13 protein-coding genes are annotated in these 20,641 nt (G+C 33.0%); 3 read left to right on the plus strand and 10 right to left on the minus strand.

The genetic code is table 11. From position 1 onward, the window contains the following. Nucleotides 1–54: 54 nt before the first annotated feature. The 7 genes from JVU85_RS09355 to JVU85_RS09385 all read right to left on the minus strand — a co-directional run bounded on the left by JVU85_RS09355 (nucleotide 55) and on the right by JVU85_RS09385 (nucleotide 11,856). Complete coding sequence (locus JVU85_RS09355) at nucleotides 55–1,194, minus strand: DUF418 domain-containing protein (RefSeq protein WP_002509334.1); 1,140 nt, start codon at nucleotides 1,192–1,194, stop codon at nucleotides 55–57. Nucleotides 1,195–1,205: 11 nt separating this feature from the next. Beyond that, nucleotides 1,206–4,859 (minus strand): helicase-exonuclease AddAB subunit AddA, encoded by a 3,654-nt coding sequence (gene addA, locus JVU85_RS09360; protein WP_002509335.1) that lies wholly within the window; start codon nucleotides 4,857–4,859, stop codon nucleotides 1,206–1,208. Next, on the minus strand, nucleotides 4,840–8,325 hold the full coding sequence (addB, locus tag JVU85_RS09365; protein ID WP_021458882.1) for a helicase-exonuclease AddAB subunit AddB: 3,486 nt from the start codon (nucleotides 8,323–8,325) through the stop codon (nucleotides 4,840–4,842). The genes addA and addB overlap by 20 nt, the downstream gene beginning before the upstream one ends. A gap of 163 nt (nucleotides 8,326–8,488) precedes the next feature. Next, a complete protein-coding gene (gene lepB, locus JVU85_RS09370) occupies nucleotides 8,489–9,061 on the minus strand; it encodes a signal peptidase I (RefSeq protein WP_002509336.1) in 573 nt (190 codons plus the stop codon). A gap of 18 nt (nucleotides 9,062–9,079) precedes the next feature. Beyond that, a complete protein-coding gene (gene lepB, locus JVU85_RS09375; RefSeq protein WP_002509337.1) occupies nucleotides 9,080–9,598 on the minus strand; it encodes a signal peptidase I in 519 nt (172 codons plus the stop codon). Nucleotides 9,599–9,602: 4 nt separating this feature from the next. After that, nucleotides 9,603–10,178 (minus strand): TVP38/TMEM64 family protein, encoded by a 576-nt coding sequence (locus tag JVU85_RS09380; RefSeq protein WP_002509338.1) that lies wholly within the window; start codon nucleotides 10,176–10,178, stop codon nucleotides 9,603–9,605. 346 nt (nucleotides 10,179–10,524) lie between these two features. Continuing rightward, nucleotides 10,525–11,856, minus strand: a complete 1,332-nt coding sequence (locus JVU85_RS09385; protein WP_002509339.1) for a glucose-6-phosphate isomerase — start codon at nucleotides 11,854–11,856, stop codon at nucleotides 10,525–10,527. 336 nt (nucleotides 11,857–12,192) lie between these two features. Between JVU85_RS09385 and JVU85_RS09390 the strand changes: the two genes are divergently transcribed. The 3 genes from JVU85_RS09390 (at nucleotide 12,193) to JVU85_RS09400 (ending at nucleotide 16,243) form a co-directional block, all read left to right on the plus strand. Beyond that, complete coding sequence (locus tag JVU85_RS09390; RefSeq protein ID WP_002509340.1) at nucleotides 12,193–13,395, plus strand: argininosuccinate synthase; 1,203 nt, start codon at nucleotides 12,193–12,195, stop codon at nucleotides 13,393–13,395. Beyond that, nucleotides 13,388–14,764, plus strand: coding sequence for an argininosuccinate lyase (gene argH / locus JVU85_RS09395; protein WP_002509341.1), 1,377 nt, complete (start codon nucleotides 13,388–13,390; stop codon nucleotides 14,762–14,764). Before JVU85_RS09390 ends, argH begins: the two co-directional genes overlap by 8 nt. Before the next feature lie 513 nt (nucleotides 14,765–15,277). Next, nucleotides 15,278–16,243 carry a glycerophosphodiester phosphodiesterase gene (locus JVU85_RS09400; RefSeq protein ID WP_002509342.1) on the plus strand — a complete coding sequence of 322 codons (966 nt, stop codon included), beginning with the start codon at nucleotides 15,278–15,280 and terminating at the stop codon, nucleotides 16,241–16,243. A 168-nt stretch (nucleotides 16,244–16,411) separates the two neighbouring features. Here JVU85_RS09400 and JVU85_RS09405 read toward each other — a convergent pair whose 3' ends face one another. The 3 genes from JVU85_RS09405 to JVU85_RS09415 all read right to left on the minus strand — a co-directional run bounded on the left by JVU85_RS09405 (nucleotide 16,412) and on the right by JVU85_RS09415 (nucleotide 20,496). After that, nucleotides 16,412–17,656, minus strand: coding sequence for a Glu/Leu/Phe/Val family dehydrogenase (locus tag JVU85_RS09405; RefSeq protein ID WP_002509343.1), 1,245 nt, complete (start codon nucleotides 17,654–17,656; stop codon nucleotides 16,412–16,414). 111 nt (nucleotides 17,657–17,767) lie between these two features. Continuing rightward, entirely contained in the window at nucleotides 17,768–18,958 is a 1,191-nt protein-coding gene (locus JVU85_RS09410) for an ornithine--oxo-acid transaminase (protein ID WP_204172363.1), read from the minus strand. Nucleotides 18,959–19,362: 404 nt separating this feature from the next. Beyond that, the gene (locus tag JVU85_RS09415) at nucleotides 19,363–20,496 is read right to left on the minus strand and encodes an NADH-dependent flavin oxidoreductase (RefSeq protein WP_002509345.1); all 1,134 of its coding nucleotides are present in this window, start codon (nucleotides 20,494–20,496) and stop codon (nucleotides 19,363–19,365) included. Nucleotides 20,497–20,641: the final 145 nt, after the last annotated feature.

The following is a 20,641-nucleotide window of genomic DNA, read 5'->3' on the forward strand; positions in this document are numbered from 1 at the left end:
AAAATCATTAAGCTCTTAAAAAATGTTCCTAAGAGCGCTATACCAATCATCACCTTATTTCAAGTAGGTAAATTTACGCCAAATCCATTCAAACGATCCTTGTTTATAACGTTTTAAATATAAATAACTTACTACCAGTTGAACCATATACACTAAAATTGCGAGTGTATAAGATTGAGCTAAGGTTAATTTATTGTATAAACCGAAACCAGCACCTGTATAAATATATAAAAAGATAATACTTTGTGTTAAATATACACTCATACTCAGTTTTCCTGGAAAAGCGAACACAGACAGCCAGTTTTTTCCTTTGACTGTTTGACATAAATAACAAAATACTAAAATGTAACCAGTAGCCACAATTGGACCTGCTAATAATGATGATACTAATTTATACGTCTCATCAGCATAATAAATTACACTTGGTAGTTTATAAATATAGCCAACTACAATTGCCAAAATTCCCCATTTTAAATATTTTTGTGGTACTGCTCTAATATGTGAAATTAAGTCAAATTTTTGTGCTGCTATTCCAATTAAAATGTACGGTAAAAATTCAAATATAGCAGATATTGTTAAAGTATCTAAAATGGAATAATTATTTTCTTCCATATTAATAGGTAAGAAATCTAAATAACTACTACTTTGACGACTGTTAATAAGGTCTTGTACGCTATGGCTTAACATATTGAAAGAGTTATCAGGACCATACATAGCATGTAAAATAACGACTGGCATTAGTATCACTATGATTTTCACCATAAATAAAATTAATGCAATACTTGTTAGAGTATTTTTTGATAACTTTATTAATAGCACTGCAACCATTCCTGTTACTGCATACGTAAATAAGATATCTCCACTGAATATAAAATAGCCATGCAGTAATCCAACTACTAATAAAAAAAATAAGCGTCGGTAAATAATTGGATAAAAGCGTAGTTGTTTACGCTGTGTATTTTGATACATAATTGCCAGTCCATAACCGAATAAAAATGTAAAAATTGGATAAAATGAACTGATGATAATTAATTTGACACTTCTAATAATGGTTACATCAAAACCAGATAAATGTTTTGTTAAATCAATATTGTCGTACGGAAAACTGAAAATCAAAATATTCATAAGCACAATACCTAGCAAACTCATACCACGTAGTGCGTCTAACTCAAATAATCGCTGTGGACGATTCATGACAATCCTCCTTAATCCTCTATCGAAAGTTGACCATATTTAAAGAAATACAAATAGCCTTTTACTTGTTTGTCTAATATGGTTTCTAGTGTTTTTTGGTAATAGGTCATTTGTATTTTATAACGTTGCCGTAATTGCTCACCTATTTCTTGGTCAGTCATGCCTCGTCTCCTATTAAATGCATCTGTCTTATAATCTACAAAATAATATTGATTATCTTTGACAAAAATAAGATCAATCATACCTTGAATAATTGAAATATCTTCATCTTCATCAAAGTTTTGATCTACTTTACTTTGATTGACAATAAATGGTAGTTCCCTAAAAATATAATCACTATGTGTTATTGTGTTATATAATTCACTGTGTGTAAATTGGATAATTTCACCAATATTGACATCATTTTTATCTGCTTCAGCTATAATATTTTTAGCAACTAATTGATCTAAATATTGGTCTAACTCGCTTTCAGTTAAACCACCTTCTTGAAATGGTAAATGTTGCATCACTGTATGCATTAGTGTTCCGATTTCGTTTGCTCGTCGTTTTACATTTTGTGCTAAAAATGCTGGACGCTCATACGCAGCAGAACCAATGCTATACTGTCTAACACGATCATAATTTGTGCCTGCTTCTTCTGTTTCTAATTGTCTCTTTAATTCAGATACTGATTGTTTAGACGCTTTAACAATATCTTTTGGATAAGGATATTCATAAGCTAACTGATGATATATTTGTTGCTGTTGTTCTTGGTTAGCTTCACTGTTTACAATATCAGTAACCGAACGTGCGCTATTAGTACTATGCTCCGTTTCATTAGCAATATCTTCGTAATGGTCAACATTCAATGTCACACGTGGTTGCAATTCTACAGGTAAGTCAGTTATCTGATTTTCAAATCTCAATTCCCTAGGTAACTCAGAAGATTGATATTTCGCTAATATAGGATAAATTAATTCAATTGGCCTTTGGGCAGTTAACCTATAACTAACAGGTAAATGATTGTCAGAAACTACAGTTTGGACGAGTTTATCTAAATCAGCTTCATCTTTAACTCTACCTATTAAAAATAATTGCTCTTTGGCACGTGTCAATGCTACATAAATCAATCGCATTTCTTCAGAGATCAATTCTTTTTCCGCTATAGCTTTTATAGTCACAGACGCGAGTGATGGAAATGTAATATTAGTAGCTACATCAAAATATTGCATTCCAATACCATATTGTTGATTTAAAATAATTTGTTTAGTTAAATCATTTTTTCGAAATTGTTTCGATAGTCCTGAATAGATAACAAATGGAAATTCTAATCCTTTACTACTATGGACAGTCATCATTCGAACGACATCATCATTCGGACCAATAACATTTTCCTCACCGAAATCTTTTCCACGTTCAATTAATTCATCAATGAAACGGATAAATTGGTATAATCCACGAAAACTTGTATTTTCAAATTCGACTGCTTTATTAAATAAACCATATAAATTAGCGCGTCGCCCTTTACCACCAATTAACCCACTAAAATACTGAATAACAAAATGATCATTATAAAATTTATCAATCAATTGATACACAGGATGATGTTGACTATATATTTGATATGCCGCAATATCATCCATAAAACGTTGCAATTTTTTAACGAGCGTTTTGTTAGCCAATTCGTGCTTCATATACTGTTCGATTGATTGGTAAAAGTAATCATCATTCGGGCTAAAGACACGAATATTAGAGAGCTCCACCTCTGTAAATTGGTAAATGACAGAACGCATTAGTCCTACTAGATAAATATCTTGTAATGGATTATCAACTGTTCGTAAAAATGACAATATAAGGCGCACTTCTGTTTGCTCAAAATAACCTTCCTTACTATTCACATGAAAAGGTATATCATGATCTTTAAATGCTTGTTGTAATCGTCTTGCTTGACCATATGTTCGCTCTAAAATGACAATATCTTTATATGAAGGTTTACGATAACTTTGTGTTTTCATATCATACACTTCGCGTTCATTCATAATAGTTTGAACTTGTTGCACGATATATTCAGCTTCTTGTTCCGTTCCTGTTAATCCTGATTGTGCATCCTCTACTAATGTATTTAACTGAAGCGGCATCGGCTGATCATCATACGGTGCACCATTATATAAACGAGCAGCTTGATCATAGACAATTTCACCCACCGCTTCATCCATCATATGATCAAACAGATAGTTTGTAGTGTGCAAAACGCCTGGACGAGATCTAAAATTTTGCGATAAATCTATACGTAAACCACTGCTACTACCGTCTAACGAAAAATCATTATATTTTTCAATAAAAAGACTAGGATCTGCTTGTCTGAATTTATAGATAGACTGTTTAACGTCTCCTACCATAAAGAGGTTTCCATTATGCGCATCACCTTTTTTGATACACGATAGAATTTTTTCTTGCACTCTATTAGTATCTTGATATTCATCCACAAGAATTTCGTCTATTTGATCACTTAAGTTCTGTGCAATTTCAGATATAGTTCCATCTTCATTCATTAGAATTTGCAATGCAAAATGTTCATAATCTGAAAAGTCTACCAAGTTTCTACTTCGCTTTTTATGATTGAATTGCTCTATTACATCAGTCGTAATTGTTGCCAAATATTCTACACGTGGTGCTAATTTTTTCATTTCAGCCGTTAAATCACTTGCGGAACGCGCAAAATAATCTTCTTTAACCTTAGTAACAAATGCTTTGTATTGATCATAATACTTTTTGGCGTCATCATAAACGTCAATCATCATCTCGTTTGCTTCTTTAATTGCCTTATTTTTGGCAGGAAAGCGTGCTTCAAATTGATGATTAACTAATTGTTCTGTATTCAGTTGCCCACCTTCTATAACTTCCGCCATAAAACGTCTTTCTTGATCTATAACTGCGACTTGTTTATCTACAGCTTCGAGCATCATAAATAGATCATAACTTTTATTTAATGCTTCTTGCGCTGAAGTGATAAAAATCATTGCTAAGTCATTAAGTAACGTTAAATATTGTTGTTGTGCGTCATCATTTTCATAAGGATATGATAATGATTGCAACCATGTACGTGGGCTAGGATTAGCAATACTAAAGTAGTACATTTGTTTAATCATGTTTCTAAATGCTTCATCATTACGATCTGACGACAGTTGTTCTGTTAAATCTACAAAATGTGGATCCAATTGATCATAATGTGTTTCTAACACTTCATCTATAGTTTGTTCTAGCAGTAGTATGTTTTCCGCTTCGCTACTCGTTCTAAAATTAGGATCTATATCTAACACATCATAATGTTGCTGAATTAACTTCAAACAAAAACTATGTAGCGTCGATATTTGTGCTTGATGAATTTTAATACGTTGATTTTTTAAATGTGTATTATTTGGATCATCATATGACGCCTCTTTGATACGCTGTTCCACACGTGCTTTCATTTCACGAGCACTGGCATTAGTAAAGGTTACTACTAATAATCTGTCTACATCGATACCATCCGTAATAATACGTTGAATAATACGCTCTACTAATACAGCAGTTTTACCAGAGCCAGCTGCTGCTGCCACTAGTATATCTTGCCCTTTAGCATAGATACTTTTCCACTGATTATCGGTCCATTGTGCATCAGTAGGTTTATTCGGAATCTGATTCATTAGTGATATCTCCTTCATCTTCTATATCATCAGCATGTATTGCATCAAGTGGATTTATCGATTCATCAACGTGACGATAACGTTTTTGATCAATCATGCCATCTACATGACACACTGATTTATAGTTACAATATTGACATGGTAAGGTTTGATCATATTTTAAAGGTGCAATTTCTGTATGACCGTCCATAATATTCGAAGCCGTTTCGATAAAATTACGTTTATTCCGTGCAATAAATTTATAAATAGTGTCTTCATCAGCAACTTTACTATTACTTCTAATACCACCATCTTTCTTTAAAGCCACTGGTACGATGTCAGAGACAAAACTTGGTTCTAGTCGTGTATCAAAGGCATGTAAAGCAGTACTGTCACTATTTAATAACCCATTTAATTTAAATGAGTTTATAAATTCACTATTTCTTTTATCCTCAGTTAACTCTTTCCAAGCTAACTTAATACGTGGTTCATGCACATGGAAGTAAAGCAATCCACCAGGTTTTGTTGCATTAGTTAAACCTAAACGATTTTTATTTTGTAAAACAATATCCATATATGTCATCATTTGCATTTGCATACCATAATATACTTTTGTTAAATCTAATGTTCCACTATACTTCGAAGACTTATAATCAATAATATTAACAAAACTTTCCGCACCTTCTGTGTAAGTATCGATACGGTCAATTTGTCCTCTAATATTAATTGGAATACCTTGCTTAGTAATTAATGGTTCTGCATACAATTCATCATTACTACGTGGATTTTTACGGAATCCCGCTTCAAATCGTTGTGGAAGAAACTTTGTATGGCTCCCTTGATATTGTAAAGCCGTTAATGTTGTTTCAACGATTGCTCCAATACGTTGTGATAAATAACGGTAATATGCTGTTGAATTTAATACATTGAATTGTACCTCTGGCAGTATCACTTGTAACGCTTGCGTAGTTAATCGTTGAATTTGTTGCTGCGTTAACTGTTTAAACTCGCCTTGTACTTTGTCAGAAATATATTTTAGCACTTGGTGGAAAATATCCCCCAAGTCAAAATTTTGCAATTTATATTTTGTACGCTCATTTAACCTCAAACCATGTGAAGCAAAATGTTTAAATGGACAAGCTAGATAGCCTTCAAATCTAGATACACTAGCATTTATAGATTTGCCATACAATGACTGTGCCAATTCATTATCTAATTGAGCTGTTTCATTATCGTAAGTAAGTGCAGTTAATAAATAATCCAAACCTTCATTTAAACGTTCATCTCGATACATAACTTGATACGTATCAAGCCATGTTTCTGCTACTATTTCTTCATTGAGCCATGATTTTAATGTTTCGAATAAGGCAATTTTAGTTTGGTGTGGATGTTGCATTAACGTCAATGGTTGCGCTTGATGTAAATGTGAAATATTTTCAATTTCTAAGTTTGAAAATAGTGACTGTATTTGTTGAATAAAAGGACTTGCTTCTTTTTCGTCCCCTTTAACACCCATTAAACTATATGAAAAAGTAACTGCTTCGGTACTACGAGTCATTGCTATATAACATACAAATGCTTCATCCATTTGTAATATGTCAGCTGTGGGACTCAATTCTATATCGGCGTTTGCTTGGAAGTATTTTTTCTCTTCATCCGTTATTAAACTAGATGCCGATACTGCCTGTGGCAACACACCATCGTTCACACCAACTAAGTAAACATGTTGTTTGTTATCTACTTTGGCCAAATCCATTGTACCGATACTGACTTGATCTAATGTTTGTGGAATCATATTAAACTCTAACTGATCCAGTCCAATGTCTAACAATTCTAAAAATCGCTGTTGTGACATTTCTTGATTATCGAACACTGTGACTAAATCATCTAAAGTTTGAATGAACCCTTGCCATACTTGATCTAATGTTTCAGCATCTTCATGTTGCTCTGCTAAATCTAGGGCGTCTCTTTCAGCCATTAACTGACTTGGCAACTGAAAATCTTCCATTGCTTCATAAAAAGCAGTCGCAAATGCTCTCGCAGTTGTAGCATTATTCATATGTTGTTCAAATTGTAATATTTTATTTATTACGCTATCTTTTAATTTAATCACACGCTCATAGACTTCACGTGTTTCGTCAGTTAACGGTTGGCGTTTTAAGCCCATTTTATTAAATTGTTCAATTTGAAAATAGTGTGGATCGATCCAACGTTTACCGTAAATGCCTCGTTCTAATACAAAATTTTCTAAAATATGAATTAAATAATTACTATCTTTGAATTGTTGTGTTAGTACCCCTGACTTAAATACTCGCATCAAAGGCTCAAAATTCCATTGAGTTTGTAATACTTCAATTAATGAGCGAATCATTTCCATAACTGGGTGATGTGTCATGGGCGCTTTCGTATCTATATTAAATGGAATATCAAATTGTGGTAAAATAGATTCCATTAAATATGCATATGTTTCATCACGATAAAGAATTGCAATATCTTGATAACGACGACCTTTATCGCGGTTTTCTTTAATAATTTGTCTTGCTACTTCATTAATTTCTTCTCGCATACTGGATGCTTCAAGTATCTGAACTCCTGCTTGATGCGTAGTTGGTTCATATTGTAATGCATTAAAATTGTGTTCCAACGTTTTTAAATCAGCATTTTGGTACCGGTACTGTGTTTGGAAATTTGATTTATGTAACGGTATATTCAATTCTTGTGCAATAGTTTCAATATGAGTCAGTGCTTCCGAAGGCTTGCGGAATAAACTAAATGGATCTTTATCTCCATCTGTAGTTAATAGAATAGTGACACTTTTACTATGTTGAACAAGTGCTTTGATAATTGCATATTCTAACGTTGAAAAGTTGTGAAACCCATCAATGTAGATTTGTGCTCTTTTTAGCCATTGTGACTGTCCCATCACTTCTATAAAACGATTCAAACTATCTTCAGTAGAGACGTAATCTCCAGCAATGCGTTGCTCTAATTGCTTATATACTAATGCAATATCTTCTAATTTATGTTTTGTCCGTGTTTGTAATTCATTATCTGCTATGTATGTTTCTAACTGTTGCGGCGAAACGTTATACTTTTTAAAATCTTTAATTTGTTCGTGTAATTTTTCGCTAAAACCATAATATTTAACTTGTGATTTATATAAGCTTAATTCGTCCTTAAATTGTTGTAATATATCATAAATCATCATTTCAGTAGCTGCTTTTGATAATTGTTGTTCCATTAATCCGCCTACTTCTTGAAACACGCGGTGGCTCAAACGTTCAAAATGTAAAACTTCAGTTCTTAAGCTACCGTTTAATGCTGGGTCTTTTACAAAGGTTTGCTCTAATTGAAATGTACTTTGCGTAGGAGCAATTAAAATTATAGGATCACCTAATGGATCTTGTTTCATGGCTGTTTTTATCTGTTCTATCATTGCATATGATTTCCCAGTACCAGCCCTACCTACATAAGCATTTAATTCCATCGCTCGTCTCCACTCCTTTTGACTTATATCTTAACACATAACTAGGAGATTTTTATTCTGTTACTCTTGATATTTTATGAGATAAAGAAAGAAGAATTGCTAAAACTTCGTCTGTGTTAGTTAGCAATTCTTCTTATGTTTTTAACCTATTTATCATCAATTATTATTCATACTTTGTATCAGGATCAAAACCAAATTTAAACTCATCTAGTGGCCAGAAACTAAATGCTACTTTCCCTACAACTTGGTCATTATCAATAAGTCCAAATGAACGGCTATCTTTACTCACTTCACGATTGTCTCCTAAAACAAGTAATTTACCTTTAGGAATCGTTGTTTTATTACCATCTCTGACAAAGTCTTCAGGTTTATACGTACCTGTAATATATTCATACATTTTATGTTTCTCATTGTAATCTAAATATGGTTCATCTACTTTTTTGTCATTTACATATAATTGATCTTTTTTATATTCAATTTTATCACCAGGTGTACCAATTACACGCTTAACATAATCATCTGTTTTGTTGGCATGGAAGACAATTACATTGCCTTTTTTAATATCACCAAATTTATAACCAAATAGGTTGACGATAACACGTTCTCCATCTTTTAACGTGGGATCCATTGAGTCACCTTTTACAGTGTAAGGTTTGGCTACAAAGTTAATAATTAATAGCACTAATGCTACTGCAACAACAATTGATATAATCCATTCTGTTATTTCTTTTCTCACTCTTCACACCTCATATATTTATTTAAAGTTTACTGTAAACTCATCTAAAGGATAATACTTCAAGGCGACTTTGCCCACTATGTCTTTTTGTTGAATAAAACCATAATTTCGAGAATCAGCATCATGCTGGCGCTGATCATTCAACACAAAATATGAATTTGGGGGTACAATATCACTTTCAGAACCTTTGATTTTACGTAAGGTTAATGCGTCTATTCTATTATTAGCATAAGGTTCCTTTATTTGTCTATCATCTTTATAAAGCGTTCCCTTCTTATAAGCGATAGAATCTCCTGGTACTCCAATAATTCTGCTTACGTTTACCTTATCATTTTGACGATACATCACAATATCACCATTATCTAATTGCTTTATTAATGGTGCTACTTTATTTACAATAAGACGGTCTCCCGTCGACAATGTAGGCGACATACCTTGTTTATGAACGACTATACCAGTAATAACGAATGCTTGAATCAATAAAACTATAATAATCGCTATTATAATAGAAATCAAATTTTTCACTAACTTTTTCACGTGGTCACTCCTTAGAATTATGCATAAAATGTTGTTCTAACTTTCGACCAAGTAACCAAACAATAATAATTACACAAATAACGATAATCATCTTAGTTGGATTTGTAAACAATGTAGTTATATCATTGCCAAGCCAACCTATCATACCAATCATAATAAATTTAGATGTTAATAACACCCAAAAGTAATGTAGTGGCTTAATGTGTGAAACGCTTGCTACTATATTAACAACTGCACTAGGCGTGAAAGGGAAACAGAGTAAAATAAAAATAGGTATAACACCTCGCCGATCAACAAAAGAAATTAAACGTTGCGTCGTTTTGCGTGCTTTCACCCGTTGTATATATTTTAAATGCGCAAGTTGGCGAAGTGACCAAAACACTATAAAACTTCCACAAACTGTTCCTAGCCATGCAAGTATGGTACCAATGATTAATCCATAAGCATTAACATTTACTATTACAAAGACAATTATAGGTAAAATAGGTAAAAAGGCCTCGATAAATGGTAATAAAAAACCTACGATATAACCTAAATCACCAAATAGCGCAAACCATTGTTGTACCTGTTCAACTGTCATTGCATCAATCCCCATTCTTACTAATATGCTTAATTATAAATCTTCTTAACAACAATTAAAACAATAATGAAATCTTCTCTTCATAATTCATGCTTAAGTAGTAGAACGTTATCCTAATATAGTCTTATAATGAAAAGGGAGTGGGACAGAAATCTGATTTTGAAAAAATGATTTCGTCGTCCCACCCCGGCAAGGATGACTAGTATTGAAAAAAGCTTGCTTTGAAGCGCATTTTCAATACAGTCAGCTACTGCCAAAATGAAAAGAGGCTGAGACGAATTCATTTTGTCCCAACCTCTGCATCAAAAATAACATCACATTATTTAATCGTGAATTGTTATTTCACTTATAGTCTGTTTTCTAATTCTTGTTTTTTGTCTTCGAAACCAGGTTTGCCTAATAGCGCAAACATATTTTGTTTATAAGCTTCAACACCTGGTTGGTTAAATGGATTAACACCTAATTGATAACCACTCATCGCACAAGCTAACTCGAAGAAGTATACAACGTAACCAAATGTTTCCTCATCTAGCTTAGGAATATTTACAACGACATTAGGAACGCCACCATCTGTATGTGCTAATAACGTACCTTCAAATGCTTTCGTATTTACCTCATCAATTGTTTTACCAGCTAAATAGTTCAAACCATCTAAGTCATCACTATCTTCTTCAATAGTAATATTGTGTTTTGGATTGTTAACTTTCACAACTGTTTCAAATAAGAAACGACGACCTTCTTGTACGTACTGACCTAATGAATGCAAGTCTGTTGTATAGTTTGCACTTGATGGATAAATGCCTTTATAATCTTTACCTTCTGATTCACCGAAAAGTTGTTTCCACCATTCATTGAAATACTGCATAGAAGGCTCAAAGTTAATTAACATTTCTGTTGTGTAACCTTTTGAGTATAAAATATTACGGATTGTTGCATATTGATACGCAATATTTTCATCTAAATTATCAGAAGACAATTCTTCACGTGCTTTTGCTGCACCTTGCATCATCGCTTCGATATCAATACCAGCAACTGCGATTGGTAATAAACCTACTGCAGTTAATACTGAGTATCTGCCACCAACATCATCTGGTACTACAAATGTTTCATAGCCTTCATTAGTAGCTAATTGTTTAAGCGCACCCTTTTCTTTATCAGTTGTAGCAAAAATACGTTGTTTTGCTTCTTCTTTACCATATTTATCTTCTACTAACTGTTTAAATAATCTAAATGCAACTGCTGGTTCAGTAGTTGTTCCAGATTTTGATATCACATTGACTGAGAAATCTTTACCATCTAAATATTGGATTAACTCTTGAGTGTATGTTGAAGATAAATGATTACCTACAAATACAATTTCAGGATATTCATCACTATTTCTAAATGCTGGTGTTAGCATTTCAATAGCTGCACGTGCACCTAAATATGAACCACCAATACCAATAACTACAAATACGTCTGAATGTGCTTTAACACGTTTAGCTGCTTCTAAAATACGAGAAAACTCTTCTTTGTCATAATCAACAGGAAGATCGATCCAACCTAAGAAATCACTACCAGCACCAGTACCCTCATGGATTGTTTTATGAATTGATTTTACGATATCTTTTTGTTGCTCAAGTTCATGCTTGCCAAAAAATTCTAAAGTTTTACCATAATCTAACTGAATATGAGTCATGTAAATTGCCTCCTGTAATTTTTAATTCACTATTATTTTACTAAGTTTAGTATGACTATTCAAACAACTAGCCTATCATTGTTACTTATACTAATAATGAACAAAATTATTTTATATCATTAATTGTTGCGCTATATGCAGTTTATTATACATAAATTTTAACGTATATATACATAATACTAACAAAAATGGTAATAATCACAACAAAATTGCAAATAGAGCGACTTTCACAACTTTTTGCATATTTATGTAAAAAAATGGTTTTATTTTCACTAGTTATCTGTTATTCTTAGTTATATTAAATTACAGATTAAAAATTACAAATGAGGTGGCAATATGAAACAAAAAATAGTTTTAGCATATTCCGGAGGATTAGATACAAGTGTGGCAGTAAAATGGTTAATAGATAAAGGTTACGATGTTGTAGCTTGTTGTTTAGATGTTGGTGAAGGAAAAGATTTAGACATCGTCTATCAAAAAGCTTTAGATATGGGTGCAGTTGAATGTCATATCATAGATGCTACTGAAGAATTTAGTGATGAGTATGTAGCATATGCAATCAAAGGTAACTTAATGTATGAAGGTACATATCCTTTAGTATCTGCATTATCAAGACCTTTAATTTCTAAAAAATTAGTAGAAATTGCAGATAAAACGAATTCAGTTGGTATCGCTCACGGCTGTACAGGTAAAGGTAATGACCAAGTACGTTTTGAAGTAGCAATCAAAGCTCTAAATCCTGAATTAAAAGTCTTTGCTCCGGTAAGAGAATGGGCTTGGAGCCGTGAAGAAGAAATCGATTATGCTCTTAAACATAATATTCCAGTACCTATCCAACAAGACTCTCCCTATTCAATTGACCAAAATTTATGGGGTAGAAGTAACGAATGTGGTATTTTAGAAGATCCATATGCGGCACCACCAACAGATGCATTTGATTTAACAAATGAATTAGAAGATACACCAAATCAATCAGAAGAAATTATTTTATCTTTTGAACAAGGATTACCGACTGCTTTAAATGGTGAAAACTTGTCATTAAGTAAATTAATTTTAAAATTAAACAAAATTGCTGGTAAACATGGTATTGGCAGAATCGACCATGTTGAAAATAGATTAGTAGGTATTAAATCTAGAGAAGTATATGAAACACCAGGAGCAGAAGTAATTATCAAAGCCCATAAAGCGTTAGAAACAATCACTTTAACGAAAGATGTAGCACATTTTAAACCAGTTATTGAGAAACAATTTTCTGAGCAAGTGTATAATGCTTTATGGTTCTCTCCATTAACAGACAGCTTAAAAGTATTTGTCGATAGTACACAACAACATGTTACAGGTGAAGTAAGAATCAAACTTTATAAAGGTAATGCTATAGTCAATGGCAGAAAATCACCTTACACATTATACAACGAAAAATTAGCAACTTATACAAAAGAAGATGCTTTCAATCAAGATTCAGCAGTAGGTTTCATTGAAATCTTTGGTTTACCGACACAAGTCAACTCTATGCTACACGGAGGTTACCACAATGAGTGAGAAAGCTTGGGGTGGTAGATTCAGCGAACAACCAGAAGATTGGGTCGATGAATTCAATGCTTCCATTCATTTTGACAAAACACTTATTAAGCAAGATATACAAGGTAGCATTGCACATGCGACAATGTTGGCAAACCAAGAAATTATTACTGCTGATGAAAGCAAACAAATTATTGAAGGCTTAAATGACATTCTTCAAGATTATTTAAATAACCAAATTACTTTCGATGTATCATTAGAAGATATACATTTAAACATTGAACACGAATTAATTAAGCGTATTGGTGACACTGGAGGTAAACTTCATACAGGACGTAGTCGTAATGATCAAGTAGCAACAGATATGCATTTATATACAAAAGCTGAAGTAGAACAGCTAATTGAACTGATTACTTCCTTTCAAACAAGTATTTTAACAGTGGCAGAAAATCATATTGATACTATCATGCCTGGTTACACTCATTTACAAAGAGCGCAGCCTATATCATTTGCACATCATATATTAACTTACTATTGGATGTTAAGCCGTGATAAATCTCGATTTGAAGATAGTTTAAAACGTATAGACATATCTCCTTTAGGTGCTGCTGCTTTAAGTGGTACGACCTATCCAATAGATAGACATGAAACTCAATCATTATTAGGGTTTAGTTCGCTATATGAAAATAGTATGGATGCTGTAAGTGATCGTGATTATATTGTCGAAACGTTGCATAATATATCATTAACGATGGTTCACTTGTCTCGTTTTGCGGAAGAAATTATTTTTTGGTCTTCTGCGGAAGCAAACTTCGTGACGTTATCCGATGCTTTTTCAACTGGTTCATCAATTATGCCTCAAAAGAAAAACCCTGATATGGCAGAGCTTATAAGAGGTAAAGTTGGTAGAACAACTGGTCATTTAATGAGTATGTTGATGACATTGAAAGGATTACCACTCGCTTATAACAAAGATATGCAAGAAGATAAAGAAGGTTTGTTTGATGCCCTTCATACATTAAAAGGTTCACTGCGTATTTTTGAAGGAATGGTCGATTCAATGACTGTTAACGTTGAACATTTACAACAAACTGTGAATAATGACTTTTCTAACGCCACTGAACTCGCAGATTATTTAGTAACTAAAGATGTACCGTTTAGAACTGCACACGAAATCGTAGGGAAATTAGTATTATGGTGTATTCAAAATAATAAATATTTACTTGATGTCCCTTTGTCAAAATATCAAGAGGCACATCCATTAATAGAAGATGATATTTTTACATTCTTAACACCTGCAAACTGCGTGAGTCGCAGAATTAGTTACGGTTCTACAGGTCAAGAAGCAGTTAAACAGCAAATTAAACAAATTAAAGCACAACTGAAATAATTATATAAAAGCATAAAAATCATTTATTGAAATGGTTTTTATGCTTTTATTATTTTAGTTTAATATTTATAACTTAACAGCTAATGTAGGAGTGCTATTATGAATACAGCACAACGTCTTATCGCATGTAGTTTAGCAATTTTAAGTATTAGCTATTTCTCTAGTAAATAACGCTCGCACCTCTCAACACCCCTATCCTTAAAAGTCCTCACAAATTAAAAATGCTAAGTTAGGTGTTAATGACATATGTACAACTTATCTAGTTATTTATAATGCAGTTATCGGTAATGACCGATAATTATCATCTTTGTAATAACATTCTTTAAGCTGACATTACATTATTAACAATACTTCGTATCTATTTACTTATTGTAAACATTTTTATACTTTTTTAACCTTCTTTAATTTATTAATTGTTTTTATTTAACTTAAATTAAAAAGGTGTAAAATATATTTATTTTTTAATCTGTTTTTTGTATGGTTAATATACAGTTTATTATGAGGAGTGAAGGTATGAAATATACAAAACGATTATTTGTCAGTGGTTTTTCAATTTTAGCTCTATCAAGTTTTACAACCCCAGATATCCAAGCAAATAGTAACAATGCGAATCAGCAAGCTACACAACAAGTTAACCAATCATCACAAGCAACTCAAAACAAAGCATATCGTGCTATACATAATCCAACAGGTGAAAAATACACAACAATTGCACATCGTGGTGCGAGTGGCTATGCCCCTGAACATACTTTTGCAGCTTATGACAAAAGTCATAATGAAATGGGTGCATCATATATAGAATTAGATTTACAAATGACAAAAGACGGTCATTTAGTAGTTATGCATGATGAAACATTGGATCGTACTACTAACGGAACTGGTAGGGTCGATGAACATACTTTAAAAGAAATTAAAGAACTTGATGCTGGAAGTAAATTTAATGCCAATAATCCACAATATGCCGACCCTTCATATGAAGGCCAAAAAGTTCCAACACTAGACGAAGTGTTAGAACGATATGGCAGTAATGCTAATTATTATATTGAAACTAAATCACCAGATGTCTATCCGGGTATGGAAGAAAAATTATTAGCTTCATTAGATAAGCATCATTTACTGACACAAAATTCTTTATCAAACGGCCATGTATTAATTCAATCATTTTCACAAGCAAGTTTACAAAAAGTCCAAGCGCAAAATGCTAATATCCCTTTAATCCGCTTACTTGATAAAGGTGAATTACCTAACTTAACTCAAGCAGATTTAAATGCAATTAGAAGTTACGCCATAGGTGTAGGACCTGAATATACAGATTTAACTAAAGACAATGTGAAAAACTTAAAAAAAGCAGGACTACTCGTCCATCCATTTACAGTCAATACTAAAGCAGATATGGAAAGATTAAATAAATACGGTGTTAATGGCGTATTCACAAATTATCCTGATGTCTACGAACAAGTTATTGCTAATGATAAATAACGATACTTGCACTATAATAATATAAATTTATAACAATACTTGTGCCTTCATAAATGGCGAAGTCATCATTTTTTGAACAAGCGAAATAGTATACTATCAACTTACGATAGCAAAAAGAGGGTAGAACATATTTTGTTCTACCCTCTTAATTATTTATAAGTATAAGGCTTAAGCCCATCCACGATAACGTGCCGCTTCTGCTGTACGCTTAAGTCCGACAATGTACGCTGCTAAGCGCATATCAATTTTACGATTTTGTGATAACTCATAAATCGTATCAAATGCTGTAATTAATTTTTCACGTAATTTTTCATTAACTTCGTCTTCTGGCCAATAATAACCTTGGTTATTTTGTACCCATTCAAAGTATGAAACTGTTACGCCACCCGCACTCGCTAGTACGTCAGGTACAAGTAAAATACCGCGTTCAGTTAAAATCTTAGTACCTTCTGGTGTTGTAGGTCCGTTAGCTGCTTCAACAACTACATCAGCTTTAATATCATTTGCATTATCGCCTGTAATTTGATTAGCAATTGCTGCAGGAACTAAGATATCACAATCAATTTCAAATAACTCTTTATTAGAAATTGTATCTTCGAATAAATTTGTCACAGTACCAAAACTGTCTCTTCTATCTAATAAATAATCAATATCTAAACCTTCTGGATCATGTAACGCACCATAAGCATCGGAAATACCTACAATTTTAGCACCTAAGTCATATAAGAATTTAGCTAAGAAACTACCAGCATTACCAAATCCTTGTATAACAACTCGTGCACCTTTAACATCCATGCCTCTTCTTTTGGCTGCTTGTTCAATTGCAATAACAACACCTAAAGCTGTAGAACGATCGCGTCCTTGTGAACCACCAAGTACAATTGGTTTACCTGTAATAAAACCTGGTGAATTAAATTTATCAAGTGAGCTATACTCGTCCATCATCCAAGCCATAATTTGTGAGTTTGTAAACACATCTGGCGCTGGTATATCTTTTGTTGGACCAACGAATTGTGAAATTGCGCGTACATAACCACGTGATAATCTCTCTACTTCATGGATACTCATTTGACGTGGGTCACATATGATTCCACCTTTACCTCCACCATAAGGTAAATCAACAATGCCACATTTTAGTGTCATCCACATAGATAACGCTTTAACTTCTTCTTCATCCACATCAGGGTGGAATCTTACGCCACCTTTTGTTGGACCAACTGCGTCATTATGTTGTGCACGATAACCAGTAAATGTTTTAACAGTCCCATCATCCATTCGTACTGGAATTCGTACTTGTAGGAATCTAAGTGGTTCTTTGACTAAATCATACATACCATCATCAAATCCCAATTTGTTTAAAGCCTCTTTAATAATACCTTGCGTAGAAGTCACCAAATTATTATTCTCAGTCATGATTCATTTCGCCTCTTTTTCGTAACTAATGATTTCGCTTTCATTGCTAATTGTAACATAACTTTTGCCTTTTTAAAGGGATTAAAAAAAGTTATATATCAAATTTTTTTATTATTCAAAAACGTTTTTCACTTTGTCTAATGCTAGGTCTAATTCTTCTTTTGTGATGACTAATGGTGGTGCAAATCTAATTACAGTATCATGTGTTTCTTTACATAAAATGCCTTGCTCTTTTAATGCTTCACAATAAGGTCTGGCATTTTCATGTAATTCAATGCCAATAAATAAACCACGACCTCTAACTTCTTTAATCGCTGGGTGTTCAATCTTTTGTAATTCCGCTTTAAAGTATTCCCCTAGCTCTAATGAGCGACCTGGTAAATCTTCATCGACAATTACATCTAATGCTGCTAATGAAGCTGCACAAGCTAATGGGTTACCACCAAATGTTGAACCGTGTGAACCTGGTGTAAATACGCCTAAAACTTCTTCATCTGCTAGCACAACTGAAATTGGGAAAACGCCTCCGCCTAAAGCTTTTCCTAAAATATAAACGTCTGGCTTAACATTATCCCAGTCTGTTGCAAACATTTTACCTGAGCGTCCTAAACCTGCTTGAATTTCATCAGCTATAAATAATACATTATGTTCGTCACATAACTCTCTAATTTCTTTTAAGTATCCTTCTGGCGGTACATTTATTCCCGCTTCACCTTGGACAGGTTCAATTAAGATTGCTGCAGTATTATCATTGATTGCTGCTTTTACAGCTTCGATATCTCCAAAATCAACTTTACGGAAACCATCTAATAATGGGCCATATCCACGTTGATATTCTGCTTCTGATGATAAAGATACAGGTGCCATTGTACGGCCATGGAAATTACCATTAAAAGCAATGATTTCTGCTTGATCAGGCTCTATTTTTTTCACATCATATGCCCAACGTCTTGCAGCTTTTAATGCCGTTTCTACTGCTTCAGCTCCTGTATTCATTGGTAATGCTTTATCTTTACCTGCTAATTTACAAATTTTTTCATACCATGCTCCTAAGTTATCACTATGAAAAGCACGTGATACAAGCGTAACTTTATCTGCTTGATCTTTTAATGCTTGGATGACTTTAGGATGACGGTGACCTTGGTTAACTGCTGAATATGCAGCTAACATATCCATATATTTGCTACCTTCTGGGTCTGTTACCCATACCCCTTCAGCCTCAGAGATTACAATTGGTAGAGGAACATAATTGTGCGCTCCGTAATGATTTGTAAGCTCAATGATTTCTTCTGATTTTGTCATGATATCTCCCCTTTAAAAAATTTATGGCAATATTGCCTCGATAATTCATAACATTAGCATAACGTATTTACCGTGTTACTGAAACTATTTTCCTAAAAAATCCCTAAAATACTCTTTTTAGGATAAAACAGTGCACTACAAAATATGTATTGATCCGGTTATGACGCTAGTTAATCGTCTTTAAAAGGCAAAACAATCTAACTAAGTTTTATCTATCTTTGCTTTTCAAGATATATTTTTATGTTTTATATATGATTATTTACTATTTTAAAATGGGATATTGTCGACAAATAAAAAAGAACATTAACAATGCATGAATTTTATCGAATGACCTTCATATTGAAAGTCGCTTCCGATAATATAATCATACATCATTAATGTTCTATATAGTTATTGTAGTAATGCTATTTACCATCTTTTCTTGGTAATGGGTAAAAGCCTTGGTTGAATTGTTCCCATAATTTTGGTGGTAAATGGTGTTTATCTTCTCTATTTGGATCAAAGTATGAAATGATTTCATCTTCTTTACCTTCTTCAATTTTACTAACAAATTGATAATCCAATAATATTCCTCTACCTAATGCCAATAGTTCGATTTGTTTAGTGTTAATTGCTTCTAATGCTTGTTCAGCAGTAAATATAGAACCTATACCAATTAATGGCATACGGCCATCAATCCATCGATGTAATAATTCTATACGTGTTTCTTCCGCATATTTGCCTTCTCTAGTTTTAGAGTGCACATCCATTAAAGATACATGTAAATAGTCTAATGGTTTTTCAACTAAAGTTTTAACTAATGATTCAGTGATTTCCATACTAATTCCTGGAGATTCTGCTTCTTCTGGAGAAAATCTATAACCAATAATAAATGAGTCATCGGCATATTGTTTTTTAACATTAACCACTTCATCAACGACTTCGCGAGCAAATTTGAATTTATCCGTGCCCCATTCATCTGTACGACGGTTATAATATGGAGAGACAAATTGATGAATTAAATAATGGTTCGCACCGTGAATTTCAACACCATCGAAGCCTGCTTCTATTACTCTACGTGTAGCTTCGCCGAATGCTTTTATCGTTTCTAAAATTTCGTCATGTGTAATTTCACGTGCATGGTGTTCTTCTGTCTCACCAAAACTTTTCATACTAATTGGACTTGGTGCAGCCACGTCTCCATTTGGTGTCCAGTTTGGTAATGATTGCGCTCCACCATGATGAATTTGTACTACGGCTTTAGCGCCATTCTTTTTCATCACGTTAGCTAATTTTTTTAAACCTTCTATATCAGTATCGTGTGCTACTGACGGTTGACCTGGAAATGCTTTACCTAAATCTGTAACATTACTCGCTGCAGATATTGACAAACCAACATCTTGTGAACGTTGTTCCATATAGTTTATTTCGTCTTCGGATACCGTCCCATCATCATGCGATGTTACGTGTGTTAATGGAGCTAACACAAATTTATTTTTTAATTGTACTTTATTAGGTAACTCTACTGTTTCAAATAAAGTTGCAAATTTTTCATTCATTACTTACTTCCTCCTAATTAATGATTTCAACACTATAACATTGTTATTATGCTTGCACTATTTTAATGCTTGTTCATTTTACCGTAAAAAATTCACTTCACATAATAATATGCTTGCGCATACATGTTTATATATAAAATAAAAT

The sequence above is a fragment of the Staphylococcus sp. GDY8P72P genome, from assembly GCF_016890655.1.
In the GTDB taxonomy this organism is placed as follows: Bacteria; Bacillota; Bacilli; order Staphylococcales; family Staphylococcaceae; genus Staphylococcus; species Staphylococcus arlettae.

What these genes read in the sequence shown, in the direction of transcription:
- JVU85_RS09410 (WP_204172363.1), bottom strand. Translation starts at nt 18,958, where the DNA reads ATGACAAAATCAGAAGAAATCATTGAGCTTACAAATCATTACGGAGCG.
- JVU85_RS09355 (WP_002509334.1), bottom strand. Translation starts at nt 1,194, where the DNA reads ATGAATCGTCCACAGCGATTATTTGAGTTAGACGCACTACGTGGTATG.
- JVU85_RS09405 (WP_002509343.1), bottom strand. Translation starts at nt 17,656, where the DNA reads ATGACTGAGAATAATAATTTGGTGACTTCTACGCAAGGTATTATTAAA.
- JVU85_RS09390 (WP_002509340.1), top strand. Translation starts at nt 12,193, where the DNA reads ATGAAACAAAAAATAGTTTTAGCATATTCCGGAGGATTAGATACAAGT.
- JVU85_RS09380 (WP_002509338.1), bottom strand. Translation starts at nt 10,178, where the DNA reads ATGACAGTTGAACAGGTACAACAATGGTTTGCGCTATTTGGTGATTTA.
- addB (WP_021458882.1), bottom strand. Translation starts at nt 8,325, where the DNA reads ATGGAATTAAATGCTTATGTAGGTAGGGCTGGTACTGGGAAATCATAT.
- JVU85_RS09400 (WP_002509342.1), top strand. Translation starts at nt 15,278, where the DNA reads ATGAAATATACAAAACGATTATTTGTCAGTGGTTTTTCAATTTTAGCT.
- JVU85_RS09385 (WP_002509339.1), bottom strand. Translation starts at nt 11,856, where the DNA reads ATGACTCATATTCAGTTAGATTATGGTAAAACTTTAGAATTTTTTGGC.
- JVU85_RS09415 (WP_002509345.1), bottom strand. Translation starts at nt 20,496, where the DNA reads ATGAATGAAAAATTTGCAACTTTATTTGAAACAGTAGAGTTACCTAAT.
- argH (WP_002509341.1), top strand. Translation starts at nt 13,388, where the DNA reads ATGAGTGAGAAAGCTTGGGGTGGTAGATTCAGCGAACAACCAGAAGAT.
- addA (WP_002509335.1), bottom strand. Translation starts at nt 4,859, where the DNA reads ATGAATCAGATTCCGAATAAACCTACTGATGCACAATGGACCGATAAT.